Genomic DNA, 15,707 nt, shown 5'->3' on the forward strand with positions numbered 1-15,707 from the left:
CTGAAGGAGCCGCCATGGCGGACAAGCGACGCTTCGACCTCTTCGCGGACCTGCTCGTCACGCGCTTCCCCCAAGCCCTGCGCGTCTATGACATCGCCGGCGGCATGGGGAAGCTGAACGAGTCCCTCTCCCAGCGTGGCCGCACGGTCACCACCTTCGACCTGCGCCACAAGCACCTGCCCGTGAAGTACGCGCAGCGGCTCTTCACGCTCGAGGAGCCCTGCGAGGCGGAGCTCGTCGTGGGCATGCACCCGGACGGCGCCACGCGGATCATCATCGAGTACGCCGCGCGCCACGGGCTGGGCTTCGCCGTCGTCCCTTGCTGCTCCGACAATGGGATGCCCTACAAACCGTGGATGCGGCACCTGGCCGACGTGGCCCGCGACGCCGGCTACACCACGGTGGAAGAGGCCGCGCTCCCCATGGACGGCCGCGCGCGGGTGTTGCTCGGCGTGTGGCGCTGACGCACGCCGCGCGAATTCGGGGTCTTGCTTTGCGTAGCAAGAAAAAGCCGCCAGCCTGGGATTGTCCGAATAGAGGACGCACCCCGTGTGCACTGTCATGGTTCAGGACAGGGGCCCATGAACGGCGAAAAGCCCAGCAAGAACGGGCCTTTGTGCCAGACGCGTAACGAATGCTTCCACATTACAGAAGATTTACTGGGCACTGATGTGCCAGCCGTTTTTCAGTGCCTTCCAGTACTGCGAGGCATTTCGCGGACTTAATGAGTTGGCCTGACAAATGCTGAAAGGAGCGCTGTCCCGGCGACCACCCCCTTTGCGCCGGGCAGGAGGCAGTACCTTGGTTCGCACCCGTTTCGTTTCAGCCCTGCTGGCCTTCCCTCTCGTCGCTTGCGGCGTTGGGGACGCGGACGTCAACACGCAGAAGGATCAGCAGAAGCCGGATGAAGTCGCCGAGGTCCAGAACGCCCTGAGCGTGATTCCGGGCGCGCAGATTGTCGGCACCAACGCGGATGGGACGCCGCACACCATCCAGGGCCGCCTGGGCCAGGCGGACCGCCCGCTGACGGGCTTCGCGGCCGCGGAAGTGCACACGGCCATCGCCGGGTCGCTGCCCTCCATCGCGTCGCTGTTCCGCCTGAACGCGAACGACCTGCAGGTCCGCCGCATCAACGTGGACGAGCAGGGCACGTCGCACATCCGCTACGCGCAGACGCTGAACGGTCTGCCGGTGGTGGGCGAGGAGCTGGTGGTGCACGTGGACAGCTCGGGCGCCATCTTCGGCGCGAACGGTTCCGCTCGCTCCGGCGGCGCCGTGTCCGCGCGTCCGCTGGTCGCCGCGGAGGCGGCCCAGACGGCGGCGCTGCGCGACACGAAGGGCACGGGCCTGGCCACGGACGGCGCGCGCCTGGTGTACGTGAAGGCCGAGGACGGCCGCCTGCGCCTGGCGTACGAGGTGAGGGTCACGGGCGAGAGCGAGCTGATGCCGCTGCGCGACCGCGTCTATGTGGACGCGCTCAACGGCGCCACGCTGCTGCGCGTGCCGGAGATCCACACCGCGCTCAACCGCAAGGTCTACAGCGCGAACAACGGCACCACCACCCCGGGCACGCTCAAGCGCAGCGAGGGCGGCGCGGCCACCGGTGACGCGCACGTCGACACCAACTACAACATGTTGGGCTACACGTACGACTGCTACAAGGTGCTGTTCAACCGCGACTCGCTGAACAACGCGGGCACGGCGCTCATCAGCACGGTGCACTACAGCCGCAACTACGTGAACGCCTACTGGGACGGCACCCAGATGGTGTACGGCGACGGCGACGGCGTGAACTCCATCGAACTGGGCAAGGACGCGGACGTCACCGTCCACGAGCTGACCCACGCCGTGACGGAGTACGAGTCCAACCTCACGTACTCCGGCCAGTCCGGCGGTCTCAACGAGGCGATGTCCGACACGTTCGGCGCCGTCTGCGAGAGCCGCGTGAACAGCTGGAGCACGGCCGCGGCCATCTGGATGGTGGGCGAGGACGTGTGGACGCCGGGCACGGCGAACGACGCCCTGCGCTACATGGACGACCCGGCGAAGGACGGCGCGTCCAAGGACTGGGCGGCCAACGTGACGTCCAGCACGGACGTGCACTACAGCTCCGGCGTGCCGAACCTGGCGTTCGCGCTGCTCTCCAAGGGTGGCGTGCACCCGCGCCGCACGGGTGGCCCCACGGTGACGGGCATCGGCGTCGAGAAGGCCGCTCGCATCTGGTACTACGCCAACACCAACCTCTTCACGGCGGGCACCACGTTCGCTCAGGCGAAGACGTGGACCGTCCAGGCCGCCGCGGCGCTGGGCTACACCACGGCCGAGCAGGCTTCCGTGACGGCCGCCTGGGAAGCGGTGGGCGTGGGTGGCACGGTTACGCCCCCGACCTGCACCCCGCTGACCAACGGTGTCGCGAAGACGGGCCTGTCCGGCGCTTCCGGCTCCGAGACCCTGTACTGCCTCGACCTGCCGGCCTCCAAGGCGTCCACCTACGTCCTGAGCGGCGGCACGGGCGACGCGGACATGTACATCAAGTTCGGCTCCGCCCCGACGACGTCGTCCTACGACTGCCGTCCGTACCTGTCCGGCAACAACGAGTCGTGCAGCGCGGCGGCGAAGACCGCGGCGGGCAAGATGTACATCCTGCTGCGCGGCTACTCCACGTACAGCGGCACGTCCCTCAAGGGCACGTACTAGTCCCTCGCACAGGTCCGGCGTGAGTCCACGCCGGGCCTCGTGAAGGTCACCTTCCGCCTCCGGGGCTCCTGTCCCGGGGGCGGTCGTGTTTCCGGCCTCCGGCGGTGGGGGAGTGCGTCTCCGCACCCGACACCGGTGTCGGCTCGCGTGCGAGCCCTCGCAAGGCGGGTGTCCGGCCGCCTGGGCCTTCGAGCTGGGAGCGGGGTAGGGTGGCCCGACTTCGCACGCGGGAGGATGCATGGGGCGGCGGTTGGGGCTGGTGGTGTTGACGGTGGTGGTGGCTTCCGGGGCCCTGTCGTGCCACCGGGACACGCGCGCCTCGCGCACCTGCGTGGTGCTGTCGGTGGGAGGCACGAAGGGGCTCGCGCACGTGGGCGCAATGGACGCACTGGTGGCCCGGGGCGTGCCCATCGACTGCGTGGTGGGCAACAGCATGGGCGCGGTGGTGGGCGGCCTCTACGCGTCCGCGCCCGGAGCCAACCTGCGCCAGCGCTACCACTCCTTCTTCACCGCCTACGAGGAACAGACGCGCAAGGTCGCCGCGACGCGCGGAGCAGTGGGCGCGGCGGTGGGCCTGCTCGCGGTGCTGGTGTCGGGCGGCGCGCTGGGACCGGCCGTGGCGGCGGGAGCGCTGGGCGCGGCGGGTGGCGCGGCGACGGTGCCCCCCTTGAGCCATGAGCGCTTCGCCCAGGTGCTGGACTCCTTCTACGCGGGCGCGCGCGTGGAAGAGCTCCCCGTGCCCTTCGCCACCTTCCACCAGGAGCCCTTCGCGGGCGGCATCCGGCTCGTCCCGGTCACGCGAGGCTCGCTGGCGGAGGCCGTCTCCGCGAGCGCCTCCAACCCGCTCCTGTTCAAGGACGCGACGCTGGAGCGAATCGACCCGGGAGCGGACCGCGTATCCGCGACGCCCATCCATGACGCATGTCAGCTGTTCCCGGGCGCGAGGCTCATCGCCATCAACGTCACCGGCGAACCGGCCTTCTACCGCTCCGACCTGGGCTGCACCGTGCGGGAGGTCCGCGTGGACGTGGCCATGCCCCCGGTGGAGGCCTTCACCGGCCGGGGCCCTGCCTTCGAAGCCACCTACGACGCGGGCCGCGACGCGGTGATGCGGGCGCGGCTGGACTGAAGACGCGGCGGGCTGCTCAGGGCGCCGTGAGCAGGCCCGTCACGTCCCGCCAGTTGCCCTGGCAGGGGGCGTTGTCCGTGGACAGGTAGTGCCCCACGCGGCCGGGCTTGAGCGCGACGATGGCGGACGAGCGCGTCCCGTAGCCTTCCTCCGTGTGGATGCACAGCGCCTGGAGCTGCTGGAGGAAGTCCGCGGGCAGGCCGTCCTCCGAGAGCGGTCCCGTGGCGGACTCAAGGGGCGGCAGGGCATGGTCGCCCAACGCCGCCTGGAGCCCCGTCACCAGCTCCGGCCATGGGCGCTTCGCGACGCCTTCCGCCAGGGCATGCGCCCTCCGCACCTTGGGGAGGGCCAGGTTGTCCAGGCTGTCGTTGGGGAGCACGTGCACTCCGTCCGGGACGTCCTCGTGCAGTAGGTGCTCATGGCCCGGCCTCGCGTAGGCCACCCGCAGGGTGCGCGCGTCTCCGTAGAGCAGGTTGAAGGGCAGGAACTCCGGGGCGGGCAGGGTGCCGAGGTAGCGCTCGATGGCCTCCACCGACCCGGCCTGCAGGGCGCGCAGCACCACCTCGCCCCGGGAGCGGGGGGCCAGGCCCAGGCTCCTGGCGCCGCGCTGGTTCGTCAGGGCGACGACGACTCCCTCGTGGGTGACCCCCATCCACGTACCGCCCCGCTCCACGTCCTGGCCGCCCACCACGCGGGGGGACTCGGAGAGGACCTTCGGCCCGTGGGCCGGACGTGCGTAGAACTCATCCCGGTTGGCGGCGAGGACCAGCGGCCACTCGGGGTGGGCGTTACGGAGGATCAGGACGGTGCACATGGCGTCCGGTCGATAACATCCATCTTCGCGTCTTGCAGCCCCGGGCCTGCATGTTGGCGATGACCTCGTATCCCCGAGCGGCTATGGTCCGCCGCCCTCAGGAGAGTCCATGGCGGAGAGAACCCTCGTCACCAGCGCCCTTCCGTACGCGAACGGCGCCATCCACCTCGGCCACGCTGTCGAGTACATCCAGACGGACATCTACGTCCGCTTCCTGCGCTCGTGCGGCCAGGACGTCGTCTACTTCTGCGCGGATGACACCCACGGCACGCCCATTGAAATCAACGCCGCGAAGCAGGGCATCCCGCCGGAGCAGTTCGTCGCGCGCTTCCACGACGAGCACCAGCGCGACTTCCGCGACTTCGACATCCGCTTCGACTACTTCCACTCCACCAACTCGCCGGAGAACCGCCACTACGCGGAGCTCATCTACGGGCGCTTGAAGGACGCGGGCGACATCGATCGCCGCGACATCGAGCAGACCTACTGCGAGAAGGACAAGCGCTTCCTGCCTGACCGCTTCATCCGGGGCACCTGTCCCAACTGCAAGGCCACGGAGCAGTACGGCGACGCCTGCGAGAAGTGCGGCAAGACGTACAACCCCACGGACCTCATCGACCCGAAGTGCGCGCTGTGTGGCACGCCGCCGGTCCGCCGCAACTCCGTGCACCTGTTCTTCAAGCTGGCGCGGCACGCGGACTTCCTCCAGGAAGTGCTCAAGCGCCCCGGCTTCATCCACCCGGGCCTGGCCGCCCAGCTCCAGGGCTTCTTCGAGAAGGGCCTGGCGGACTGGGACATCAGCCGCGACGGGCCGTATTTCGGCTTCGCGATTCCGGGTGAGACGGACAAGTTCTTCTACGTCTGGCTGGACGCGCCCATCGGGTACATCGCCACGACGGAGAAGTGGGCGAAGGAGTCGGGCCGCGTCGCGGACGCGCTCGCGTACTGGGGCAAGGACGCGCCCACGCGCATCGTCCACTTCATCGGCAAGGACATCGTCTACTTCCACGCGCTGTTCTGGCCCGCGGTGCTGAACGTCGCGGGGTTCCACATCCCCAACGAGATCAAGGTGCACGGGCACCTGACCGTGAACGGGGAGAAGATGAGCAAGAGCCGCGGCACCATGGTGGCCGCGCGTGACTACCTGGAGCTCCTGGACCCCAGCTACCTGCGCTACTTCTACGCGGCCAACCTGGGCGCGGGCGTGGAGGACCTGGACCTCAACCTGAAGGACTTCCGCCTCCGGGTGAACGGCGAGCTCGTCAACAACGTGGGCAACCTGGCCAACCGCGCGCTGTCGCTGCTGGCCGGGCCGCTGGAGAAGAAGCTCGCGCCGGGCCGCGCGGAAGGGCCGGGGCGCAAGCTGGTGGAGGACGCGCTGGCGCGTGTGCCGGAGGTGCGCGAGGCGTTCGAGAAGCTGGAGTACCGCAACGCCATCCGGATCATCACGGAGATTGCCTCCACGGCGAACGCGTTCCTGCAGACGTCGGCGCCGTGGGCGCTGGTGAAGAAGGACGCGGAGGCCGCGCGGGCGGACCTGTCGGACGCGGCGGACGTGGCGTACCTGCTGGGCGCGCTGCTGGCGCCGGTGACGCCGCGCGTGTCGGAGAAGCTGTTCGCGCAGCTGGGGGCGGAGCCGCTGACGTTCCAGGCGCTCGCCACCGCGAAGTATCCGCTGTTGGACCGCACCCGCCCGCTGGGCACGCCGGAGCCGCTGCTGCCCCGGCTGGAGGAGGAGCGCGTCAACGCCATCATCAAGGTCCCCGCGGGGACGCCGGCCGCCGAGCCCGCGAAGGCAGGCGGCAAGGACAAGAAGACGGAGAAGAAGCCCGTGGAAGCGAAGAGTCCGGAAGCGGTGCCCACCACGCAGGCGTCCCCTGGAGCGGGGGCGGCGGAAGGCGCGCCTGCGGCCGACATCGAGTACGCGGACTTCGCCAAGGTGGTGCTGAAGGCGGGGCGCATCGTGGCCGCGGAGAAGGTGAAGGGCGCGGACAAGCTGCTCAAGCTGGACGTGGACCTGGGCGAGGGCACGCCGCGCACCATCGTGTCCGGCATCGCGGAGGCGTACGTGCCGGAGGCTCTGGTGGGTCGGCGCGTGGTGGTGGTCGCGAACCTGAAGCCGCGCAAGCTCAAGGGCATCGAGTCGCGCGGCATGCTGTTGACGGCGGGCTCGGGCGGCAAGGACCTGTCCCTGCTGGAGCCGGGTGACGTGCCGCCCGGCGCCGACGTGAAGTAGCGCGGACGTGGCTTCAAGGACGGGTGGGGCGGTAGGGCCCACCCGTCTGGCTGTGGCGGGGACTTCAAGGACGCGCTGGGCGTGAGTCATCCCCGGTGGCGAGAGAGGTGACGAGACGTGGCGGACTGGCGTGCCGAGCGGGACCGCGCTCTGTTGACCCTGGAGCGTGAGAAGCGGCCGGCGAGCCGGGCCGAGGCGGCGGACCTGTTGTTCCAGATTGCGTCGGAGGAGCCCGCGCACGCGGCGGAGTTCACGGACGTGCTCGTGAGGCTGCTCGGGGATGCGCAGCCAGAGGTGCGCCGCTCGGGCGTAAGCTTGGCGTCCGTCATCCTGCCGCCGGAGCAGCTCCCGGACATGCTCCTGCCAAGGCTGCGCGACGAGGACACCCGCGTGCGGCTGGAGGCCACTGGACGGCTGGCGGACCTCGCGCTGCCGCACGCGCGTGGCGCCCTGGCTGGAATGCTGGAGGACCCCACGCCGGAGGTCCGCTTCGAGGCCGCGCGAGGCATCGCCGCCCTCAAGCACCCCGCCGGCCTGGACGTGCTCGTGGCCGCGCTGGACGTGGACACGCTGCGCTTCCGGGCGCTGGGCGCGCTCGCGGAGCTGGAGGACGCGCGGGCACTGCCGGCGGTGAAGCGTCTCTTCGGCAAGTGGTTGCTGCCCGCGTTCGACAAGACGCAGGCCGCGGGCGTGCTGCTGAAGCTGGGCGACCCGGAGGGCGCGGACTGGCTGATGCAGCGCACGCGCAAGAAGTGGAGCGCGGACCGGGCGCTCGCGGTGGAGCTGTGCGGTGAATTGAAGGTCCCCGGCGCGCTGGAGCGGCTGAAGGACATCCTCGCGGACGCGAAGGACCCGTGCCGTGGCGCCGCCGCGCGCGGGTTGGGCCGGTTGGGAGATGCACAGGCGCTGCCCTGGCTGCTCGCCGTGCTGGAAGACCGGAGCGCGCCGGAGGACGACCGGTTGGATGCGGCGGACGGCGTGTGGCGGTTGGGCGTGGCGGAGGGCATGGAGCGCCTGCGCGCCGCCGTGCCCACCTTCGCCTCGGAAGAGGCACGGACTGAGTTGGAAGAGCTGTTTCAGGAGAAGCCATGAAGCTGGTTGATGCGCACTGCCACCTGGAGCCGAAGGACTACGCGGACGTGGCGCCGGTGCTGGAGCGCGCCCGGGCCGCGGGGCTGGTGCACGCGGTGCTGGTGGGGCAGTTCCACGGCCCCGGTGACTGGGGCCACGCGCTGGAGGTCGCCGCCCGGCACCCGGACTTCCTGTCGCCCACGCTGGGCATCCACCCGCACGAGGCCGCCCGCGCCACCGAAGCGGACTTCGAGATGCTGGAGCGCACCTGCGCCCGCCCGGAGCTGCGTGCCGTGGGCGAGGCCGGGCTGGACTACTACTACGACCGCTCGCCGCGCGAGATTCAGGCCACCGTCTTCCGGCGGCAGTGCGCGCTCGCGAAGCGCCTGTCCAAGCCGCTGGTGGTGCACGTGCGCGACGCGCATGACGACTGCGAAGCGGCCCTGGCCGCGGAGGCCGTTACCAGCGGCGTCATCCACTGCTTCACCGGCGACACGGCCGCGGCCCGCAAGTACCTGGACCGGGGCTTCTTCCTGTCGCTGTCCGGCGTCGTCACCTACAAGAAGACGGAGGCCCTCCAGGACGCGGTGCGCTTCGCGCCGCTGGAGCGCCTGATGGTGGAGACGGACAGTCCCTACCTCGCGCCGGTGCCCCACCGCGGCCGCAAGAACGAGCCCGCGCACGTGCTGGAGACGGCGAAGAAGGTGGCGGAGCTGAAGGGCGTGTCGCTGGAAGAGGTGGCCCGCGTCACCACGGCGAACGCGGCCCGCCTCTTCAACCTCACGCTGGAGTGAGCGCGTTGGCCAGGGCTTCCAGGTCCTGGTCCAACTGCGGCATGTCCAGCAGCAGCGCGTCCGGGTCGTAGACGAAGTCCGCCTGCTTCAGCTTCAGCAGGGCCTGCAGCGCGGGTTCGCCCGCGTGGCCGCCGAACGCCGCGTGCACCACGCGCCCGCGCTCCAGGTGCAGCGAGCCCTCCAGCGTGTGGCTTCGCAGCTGGAGCTTCCCGCTCTTCTTTCCGCCGCCCAGCGTGCGCAACAGTTCCTTGGGGGGCAGCTCGTCGAAGCTGCCGCGCACCACCCGGCCCGGGCCGTTGTGCTGCACGCGGTCCTGGAAGAGGGACAGCACCGTGCGGGCGACCTCCGCCTTGTCGCTCGGGGAGAGCACCGCCGTCGCGCCCGCCATCAGCAGCCGCTCGCGCGCCTGGGCATCCGGTTCGCCCACCACGGCGATGGGAAGGCCCGCGCTCTCCGGCATGGAGCGCACGGCCTCCAGCAGGTCCATCACCTCCTGCTGGCCCAGCCGCAGGCTCACCACCAGCACGTCGCAGTCCTGCCGGGACAGGCCGTCCAGCGCGCCGTCCAGCGTGGACAGCGCGTGCGCCACCAGCTCCTGCTTGAGTACAGCCTCCAACAGTTCGCCGCGCGTGGCCTCGTCCGGCTCCGCGATGAGCACCTGGCGGCCTTCGCTGGCCAGCCGGTGCACCAGCAGCGCGCCGCTCTGCAGCTGCCCGACGATGTCCGCCACCACCGGGTCGTAGAGCACGCCCGCGTTCTTCTTCAGGTGCTCCAGCGCCTGCTGCTTGTTGAAGACGCGGCCGTGCGCGTTGCCCGGGTTCTTGGTCAGCTCCAGGAAGCTGTCGACCGCCGCCAGGATGCGCGCGCCCAGGGTGATGTCCTCGCCCTTGGCGCCCTGGGGCGTGCCGGAGCCGTCCCAGGCTTCGTACAGCTGCGCGAGGATGGTGTTCACCTGCGCGGGCAGGTGCACCGTCTCGAAGAGCTTCGTGGGCGCGCGGCAGCACGCCTTCGCCTGGGCCTTCCACTCCGGATTGGCCGCGTTGCTCGCCAGCGAGAAGTGCCGCTCCGGGGGCTTGCCCAGGTCGTGCAGGTACGCCGCGATGGACAGCGCCGCCAGCTCCTTGTGGGGCATGCCCATGCGCTGGCCGACGATGCCCGCCTGCCGCGCCAGCTGCGCGGAGTGTCCGCGGTGCCGGGGCCTGTCCTGCTCCAGCAGGCCCACCATCAGGCTCAGCGTCTCCACGTAGTCCGTGTCGCTGATGAGCCCGCGCGGGCCGCCCGGCTCGCGCCGCTGCGTGGAGACGCGCGCCACGTTGGTGCCGCTGCCGCCGCGCTGAAGCCGCATCCGCGCGTCCGTCTCCAGCCGCATGCTCAGGCTGGTGGCGTTGCTGCGTCCGGCGGAGCTCCCGCTGCGCCCGGGCTCCGCGCCCACGTGCGTGTTCGACGGGGTGTCCGGACGGCGCGGACCATTGTTCGCGGAGGGGCCCTCCAGCAGCGCGGAGAACGCCGTGGGGTCGCCGTAGTAGTGCTTGCGGATGGCCGCGGAGATGGCGCTGCGCAGGCCGATGTACGCGTAGACCTCGGACATGCCGGTGACGAGGGCAATCTCGTCGAGCAGCGACTTGTTCTGCGGCTCGGCGGCCACCACCGAGAGCAGCTTGCGCTCCGGATCCACGGCCAGCGGGAGCACGTTCTGCGCTTCCGCCAGCCGCACCGGCAGCTTGTCCAACACCTTCGTGTCGATGCGGGCCTTGGCCAGCTTGTCCGCGGTGACGAAGCGGGTCTGGAACTCATTGGCCAGGAGCCGCAGCAGCGCGGCCTCCTGGAGCAGGCCCAGCTCCACCAGACAGTCCCCCAGCTTGTGGCCGGTGATCTTCTGGTGCTCCAGACCCTGCTCCACGGCCCCCGGTGTCACGAGGCCGGCCTCAATCAACCGCTCTCCCAGCCGCTTCGCCATGGACTTCAGCCCTCCGAGGAGCCACCACCCTCACCACCGGACTTGGGGGTCGGCGCCAGCGCGCTGAACGGCTTGAAGGTCAGCTCGCCGGGCAGGCTCTTGGGGTCGCGGGGAGGACGGTCCTCGCGCGGCGGACGCTCGGCGCGGGGCTCGCGGGGAGGACGGTCCTCGCGCGGCGGACGGTCCTCACGCGGCGGACGCTCGGCGCGGGGCTCGCGCGGAGGCCGCGGCGGACGCTCCGGACGGGCCTCCTGGGACGCGGGGGCGGCAGCGCCCTCGCCGGCAGGAGCGGACGGGCCCTTTTCGGCGCGCGCCTTGCGCTTCTCCTCGCGGTGCTTGCGGCGGCCGCCCTCCACCGGAGCCCGGCCGCGGCCGGTGGGCACGAAGCCCTTCCAGAGGGAGCGGTCGTACGCGCGCAGGTGGTCCGTCCAGCGCTCGTTCGGGTCGCGCTGCATGGCCTCCACCCACGAGGAGATGCGCGCGTCGAGCGAGCTGAGCGTGTCGACGATCTGCGCCTCCAGCGTCACCGGCACCTTCGCGCCGGACGTCCCCTGGGAGATCGCCAGGTGCGTCAGGTGCTGCTCCAGGAGCGGCGGGAAGCCCGGGATGCCCAGGGTCTTCTCGCGGATCTTCTGCGCGGCCAGCACCGCGTGGCCCACCAGCCGGCCCTCGTCGGAGGTGTCGAAGCCCTTGTCGGACGCCCCGTCGCCGCCCTTCATCACGTCGTGCAGGAACGCGCCGGCCAGCAGCAGGTCGCGGTCCGCCATGGGGTAGTGGTCCGACACGCGCAGCGTCAGGCGCATCACCGACAGGACGTGCTCGGCCAGCCCGCCGCGCCACGCGTGGTGCACGCCCTTGGCCGCGGAGGCCACCGGCAGCGCCGCGGACACCTGCGCGTCGTCCAGGAACGCCAGCAGCAACTGCTTCACGAACGGGTCGTTGACGCGCTCGGTGATGAGCTCGCGGATCTGCCCCACCGCGCGCGGGCCACCGCCGCCACCCTCGTGGCGCTCGGCCTTGCCTTCAGCCTGCTTCGCGTCGCCAGACTTGGACTCGGCCTTCGCGTCGCCAGACTTGGACTCGGACTTCGCCTCGCCAGACTTCGCGTCGCCGGACTTGGACTCGGCCTTCGCCTCGGCGGGCGGGGCGGGGGGCGGCTCGAACTCCTTGGGGTCGAGCGGCTCCGGATCCAGGCGCTCCACGGCCTCCACGACGACCTGGGTGCGGCCGTGGAAGACGATGACGCTGCCCTGCACGAGGACGAAGTCACCGCTCTGGAAGGCGGGCTCGAGCGCGTCCACCTTGTCGAACACGCGCGCGTCCACGGTGCCGCTCTTGTCGGCCAGGGACAGCGACAGGAACACCTTGCCGCTGCGCGCGTTCACCTTCTCCTTCTTGGTGACGCGGAAGACGGTGTTGACCCGGTCCTTCTCGCGCAGGTCCGCCGCGTACACCTTGCGGACGGTCTCGACGGAAGCCTCCGGGGTGGAAGAGGTCGCGGCCTGGGATTCGTTTTCGGTTGTCATCGCGGCGCGGACACTAACACCGAGGAGGGCCCGTCGAGGGCGAATCAGCACGGGCTTCAGCTCACCTCGAGCGCCACCGCCTCCAGGTACTCGGCCACTGGGGAGCCGACCGGCGCCGGGTGGTCCGGCGGCAGTCCCATCCGTACCAGCCGGAATGCGATGCGCGCCTCCTGCTCGCAGGCCGTGGCCACGCACTCCGTGAATGAGCCCAGCGCCAGCGGTGGGTGATAACCGACCACGAGCAGCCGTCCCCCATGGCGCGTGCGCCGCAGGGCCAGCCGCACCTGGTCGATGAAGTCCTCCTCGGACGCCACCCCCAGCGTGTCGAGCAGCACCAGGTCGAAGGTGTCCTTGAGGGCCCGGAGCACGGCCAGCGGCTCGCCTTGTTCCACCGTCACCCGGCCGAGCAGCCCGTTGGCCTCCGCGTTCTCCCGCGCCAGGTCCGCCGCGTCCGCGTTGCCGTCGAATGCGAGAATCTGCTTCGCCCCATGCCGCCCCGCGTGGACGAAGAGGCCGCCCACGTTGCACGCCACGTCCAGCACCCGGTCCCCGTTGCCGGTGCGGCTCAGGAAGCGGCGCAGCTCGCGGTGGTCGTACCCGTAGCCCGTGCCCCGGCCGTAGGTGAGGTCCACGGTGAAGCGCGCGCCCATCTCCAAGAGGCGACACCAGCGCGGCGGCGTGCCGTACATCACGTGCGGGCGCTGCGCGGGCAGACCCAGCGCCTTGCGCCGGAGCGTGTCGTTGCGCAGCAGCACGGAGGCCGCCCCCGTCACCTCTCCCAGCGTGCGGGTGATTTCCTCCTGCCGCGCGTCCATGGAGCGGGTGAGCGTCTGGACGACGAAGTGCTGATCATACCGGTCCACGATGAGGCCCGGCAGCCCGTCCCCGTCGTCGTTGACGATGCGGCAGAAGCGCGGATCATCCACCAGCCGGCCGCGCCGCTCGAAGGCGTGGCGCACGTGGCGGGGGATGATGCCTTCCACGGACTCGTCCGGCAGGCCCAGGCGGCGCACGGCGTACGAGGCCTGGAGGTCCACGTCTCCCAGCCCCAGGACATGCCCGTCCTCGTCCTTCAGCTGCATGGGCGTGCCGGGCTGCGGCTCGCCCTCCATGGAGACGATGTCCTCGCGGCGCAGCCAGGGGGCGCCATGGCGCAGCTTGCGGGCGGCTTCTCGGGACAGGTAGGTGCTGAGCAAGGTGCGGTCCTCCTCCAGCGCGATGGAAGGCGCCCCGCGGGGTGCCTTCCATCAAACATGGGCCGTGTGGGGCCTGCTGGCGGCGAGGGCCGTGCCGCTGCCCCGGAGGGCAGGGGAGTAAGCGTCGCTAGAGGACGGGCGGAGGCCGCTTGTATGCCTTGAAGGACACCCGGGTGAGCATTCCGCTGACCACCAGGGCCAGTGCAATGCCCATCATCCGGACATTCCAGTTCGTGCCGGTGAAGAGCAACACGAGCGCGAGCACCCCCGCCGCCACCGCGCCCACGACCGTGAGCGTCTGGGCGCGTTTGGACATGTCCTGGCCATGGGGCTTCTTCGCCCGGGCCAGGACGGGCAGCGAGGACGCCTTGCGCCACTTCTCCGCGCCGTCCTCGCGCACCTCGTCGTCCGGGTCCACCAGGCCCTGCACATAGGCGCGCTCGATGTCGCCCAGCGAAGGGAACATCAGCTCACCATCCGGAGTGCGCACGCGGTACGCCATGGGTCTTCCTCCCTCCCGGCCTACCCTGCCCGGAAGGGGGCGGGGACCTCAAGCCAGCTCGGTGGCAATCTGCTCAGCGGCGCGCAGTCCATCAATGGCGGAGGACACGATACCGCCCGCGTAGCCGCAGCCCTCACCGACGGGGTACAGGCCACGCATGGACACGGACTGCAGGTCGTCTCCCCGGGTGATGCGCACGGGGGAGGACGTCCGGCTCTCGATGCCGATGAGCTTCCCCTCGTCGCTGATGAAGCCCTTCATCTTCCGGTCGAACGTGCGCAGCGCAGCCTTGAGCGACTGCGTCAGCCGCTCCGGGAAGAGCTTGTTCAGGTCCGTGTGCGCCAGGCCCGGGCGGTAGCTGGTGTCGCCCGGGTCCTTCTTCACGCGGCCGGCCAGGTAGTCGGGAATCGTCTGCGCGGGCGCGAAGAAGCGGCCTCCGCCCAGCTTGTAGGCTTCGCTCTCCCAGTGGCGCTGGAACTCCAGGCCCGCGAGCGGCCCGTGGAAGCCCTCGCGCGCGAAGTCCGCGACGGACACCGACACGACGATGCCCGCGTTGGCGAACTTCGCGTTGCGCCGCGAGTTGCTCATGCCGTTGGTGCACTGCAGCCCCTCTTCCGTGGGCGTGGGCACGACAATGCCGCCGGGGCACATGCAGAACGAGTAGACGCCGCGCACCTCGCCGTCCACGTCCAGGTTCTCCGCCAGCTTGTAGTCCGCCGGCGGCAGCTTGGAGTGCTTCGCCGCGGAGCCGTACTGGATGCCGTTGATCAGCGACTGCGGGTGCTCCGCGCGGAAGCCCAGCGCGAAGGGCTTGGCCTCCACGCTCACGCGGCCGTCGGCGGCGAAGCGCTCGTACAGTTCGCGAGCGGAGTTGCCCGGCGCCAGGATGACGCGGTCGCTCTCCAGCGTGCGCCCGTCCGCCATCTTCACGCCCGCGATGCGGCCGTCGCGGTAGAGCAGGTCATCCACTCGCTGCTCGAAGTGCACCTGGCAGCCGCCCGCGATGAGCTCGTCGCGCAGCTTCGCCACCGCGCCGGGCAGCAGGTCGGAGCCGATGTGCGGCTTGCCCTCGATGAGGATTTGATCCGGCGCGCCGTACTTCGCGAAGGCTTCAATGACCTTGCGCACCATGGGGTGGTTGATGCGCGTGGACAGCTTGCCGTCCGTGTACGCGCCCGCGCCGCCCTCGCCGAAGTTCATGTTGCTCTCGCGGTCGAGCGACCCGTCGCGCATGAGCTTGGCCACGTCCTTGCGGCGCGTCACCACTTCCTTGCCGCGCTCCAGCAGGATGCTGCGCACGCCACGCTCCAGCAGGCCCAGCGCGCAGAACAACCCCGCGGGTCCGGTGCCGATGATGAGCGGCAGCTTCTCCGGCTCCTTCACGCGCGTGGGCATTTCCGGCGGGGGCGGGGCCTCGCTCACATCCGGGGGCAACCGCGGCGCCTTGCCGCCCGGGGCCAGCTCCACCTCCAGTGTGTAGATGTAACGCGGGCTGCCCTTCTTGCGCGCATCCAGCACCGAGCGCACCACCCGCACGGACGCGAGGTCGCTCCGGGTGACCCCCAGCTTCTCCGCGGCGCGCTGGCCGAGCAGCTCCTCCGGCTCGTCCAGCCACAGCCCGATGTTGTTCACCCGGTACGCCATTGTGTTCTGACTCCTCGGTGGTGGGCGCGTATGTGCTCCACCCCCCGGAGGGAATGCAAGCACTTGAAAAGACAAGATGCCCCGTGGGGTGGGTGCGTACCCGCCGTTACACCCGGCAACGCCGTTCCAGGCAGGGCGGAC

The 15,707-nt window shown here is 70.6% G+C and carries 12 protein-coding genes; 6 read left to right on the forward strand and 6 right to left on the reverse strand.

Annotation, left to right across the window (positions count from 1 at the left end; translation table 11 throughout):
* Positions 1 to 14: 14 nt before the first annotated feature.
* The 3 genes from D7Y04_RS31540 (at position 15) to D7Y04_RS31550 (ending at position 3,826) form a co-directional block, all read left to right on the forward strand.
* On the forward strand, positions 15 to 464 hold the full coding sequence (locus D7Y04_RS31540) for a hypothetical protein (RefSeq protein WP_120594521.1): 450 nt from the start codon (positions 15 to 17) through the stop codon (positions 462 to 464).
* Positions 465 to 801: 337 nt separating this feature from the next.
* The gene (locus tag D7Y04_RS31545) at positions 802 to 2,697 is read left to right on the forward strand and encodes a M4 family metallopeptidase (RefSeq protein ID WP_121761653.1); all 1,896 of its coding nucleotides are present in this window, start codon (positions 802 to 804) and stop codon (positions 2,695 to 2,697) included.
* Between the two features lie 238 nt (positions 2,698 to 2,935).
* Positions 2,936 to 3,826, forward strand: coding sequence for a patatin-like phospholipase family protein (locus D7Y04_RS31550; RefSeq protein WP_121761654.1), 891 nt, complete (start codon positions 2,936 to 2,938; stop codon positions 3,824 to 3,826).
* A gap of 16 nt (positions 3,827 to 3,842) precedes the next feature.
* Here the strand turns inward: D7Y04_RS31550 and D7Y04_RS31555 are convergent, their stop codons facing one another.
* On the reverse strand, positions 3,843 to 4,640 hold the full coding sequence (locus D7Y04_RS31555) for an NRDE family protein (RefSeq protein WP_121761655.1): 798 nt from the start codon (positions 4,638 to 4,640) through the stop codon (positions 3,843 to 3,845).
* 109 nt (positions 4,641 to 4,749) lie between these two features.
* Between D7Y04_RS31555 and metG the strand changes: the two genes are divergently transcribed.
* The 3 genes from metG (at position 4,750) to D7Y04_RS31570 (ending at position 8,741) form a co-directional block, all read left to right on the forward strand.
* A complete protein-coding gene (gene metG, locus D7Y04_RS31560) occupies positions 4,750 to 6,876 on the forward strand; it encodes a methionine--tRNA ligase (RefSeq protein ID WP_121761656.1) in 2,127 nt (708 codons plus the stop codon).
* 117 nt (positions 6,877 to 6,993) lie between these two features.
* The gene (locus tag D7Y04_RS31565; RefSeq protein ID WP_120594526.1) at positions 6,994 to 7,968 is read left to right on the forward strand and encodes a HEAT repeat domain-containing protein; all 975 of its coding nucleotides are present in this window, start codon (positions 6,994 to 6,996) and stop codon (positions 7,966 to 7,968) included.
* Complete coding sequence (locus D7Y04_RS31570; RefSeq protein ID WP_121761657.1) at positions 7,965 to 8,741, forward strand: TatD family hydrolase; 777 nt, start codon at positions 7,965 to 7,967, stop codon at positions 8,739 to 8,741. The genes D7Y04_RS31565 and D7Y04_RS31570 overlap by 4 nt, the downstream gene beginning before the upstream one ends.
* On the opposite strand, the gene D7Y04_RS31575 is transcribed toward D7Y04_RS31570, so the two are convergent.
* The 5 genes from D7Y04_RS31575 to D7Y04_RS31595 form a co-directional block, all read right to left on the reverse strand.
* Positions 8,728 to 10,698: an HD domain-containing phosphohydrolase gene (locus D7Y04_RS31575; protein WP_121761658.1), complete on the reverse strand. Its 1,971-nt coding sequence runs from the start codon at positions 10,696 to 10,698 to the stop codon at positions 8,728 to 8,730. The genes D7Y04_RS31570 and D7Y04_RS31575 overlap by 14 nt on opposite strands.
* Positions 10,699 to 10,703: 5 nt before the next feature.
* Positions 10,704 to 12,224 carry an HD domain-containing protein gene (locus D7Y04_RS31580; RefSeq protein ID WP_121761659.1) on the reverse strand — a complete coding sequence of 507 codons (1,521 nt, stop codon included), beginning with the start codon at positions 12,222 to 12,224 and terminating at the stop codon, positions 10,704 to 10,706.
* A 56-nt stretch (positions 12,225 to 12,280) separates the two neighbouring features.
* The gene (locus D7Y04_RS31585; RefSeq protein WP_121761660.1) at positions 12,281 to 13,420 is read right to left on the reverse strand and encodes a class I SAM-dependent rRNA methyltransferase; all 1,140 of its coding nucleotides are present in this window, start codon (positions 13,418 to 13,420) and stop codon (positions 12,281 to 12,283) included.
* Positions 13,421 to 13,547: 127 nt separating this feature from the next.
* Positions 13,548 to 13,922 carry a hypothetical protein gene (locus D7Y04_RS31590; protein WP_120578096.1) on the reverse strand — a complete coding sequence of 125 codons (375 nt, stop codon included), beginning with the start codon at positions 13,920 to 13,922 and terminating at the stop codon, positions 13,548 to 13,550.
* A gap of 48 nt (positions 13,923 to 13,970) precedes the next feature.
* Positions 13,971 to 15,566 carry an NAD(P)/FAD-dependent oxidoreductase gene (locus D7Y04_RS31595; protein ID WP_120594531.1) on the reverse strand — a complete coding sequence of 532 codons (1,596 nt, stop codon included), beginning with the start codon at positions 15,564 to 15,566 and terminating at the stop codon, positions 13,971 to 13,973.
* Between the last annotated feature and the right edge of the window lie 141 nt (positions 15,567 to 15,707).

The sequence above is a fragment of the Corallococcus sp. AB038B genome (genome assembly GCF_003668955.1).
GTDB lineage: Bacteria > Myxococcota > Myxococcia > Myxococcales > Myxococcaceae > Corallococcus > Corallococcus exiguus.

Excerpts from the sequence above, each read along its gene's own strand:
- D7Y04_RS31540 (WP_120594521.1), top strand. The coding sequence starts at position 15 with ATGGCGGACAAGCGACGCTTCGACCTCTTCGCGGACCTGCTCGTCACG.
- D7Y04_RS31550 (WP_121761654.1), top strand. The coding sequence starts at position 2,936 with ATGGGGCGGCGGTTGGGGCTGGTGGTGTTGACGGTGGTGGTGGCTTCC.
- D7Y04_RS31555 (WP_121761655.1), bottom strand. The coding sequence starts at position 4,640 with ATGTGCACCGTCCTGATCCTCCGTAACGCCCACCCCGAGTGGCCGCTG.
- metG (WP_121761656.1), top strand. The coding sequence starts at position 4,750 with ATGGCGGAGAGAACCCTCGTCACCAGCGCCCTTCCGTACGCGAACGGC.
- D7Y04_RS31570 (WP_121761657.1), top strand. The coding sequence starts at position 7,965 with ATGAAGCTGGTTGATGCGCACTGCCACCTGGAGCCGAAGGACTACGCG.
- D7Y04_RS31575 (WP_121761658.1), bottom strand. The coding sequence starts at position 10,698 with ATGGCGAAGCGGCTGGGAGAGCGGTTGATTGAGGCCGGCCTCGTGACA.
- D7Y04_RS31580 (WP_121761659.1), bottom strand. The coding sequence starts at position 12,224 with ATGACAACCGAAAACGAATCCCAGGCCGCGACCTCTTCCACCCCGGAG.
- D7Y04_RS31590 (WP_120578096.1), bottom strand. The coding sequence starts at position 13,922 with ATGGCGTACCGCGTGCGCACTCCGGATGGTGAGCTGATGTTCCCTTCG.
- D7Y04_RS31595 (WP_120594531.1), bottom strand. The coding sequence starts at position 15,566 with ATGGCGTACCGGGTGAACAACATCGGGCTGTGGCTGGACGAGCCGGAG.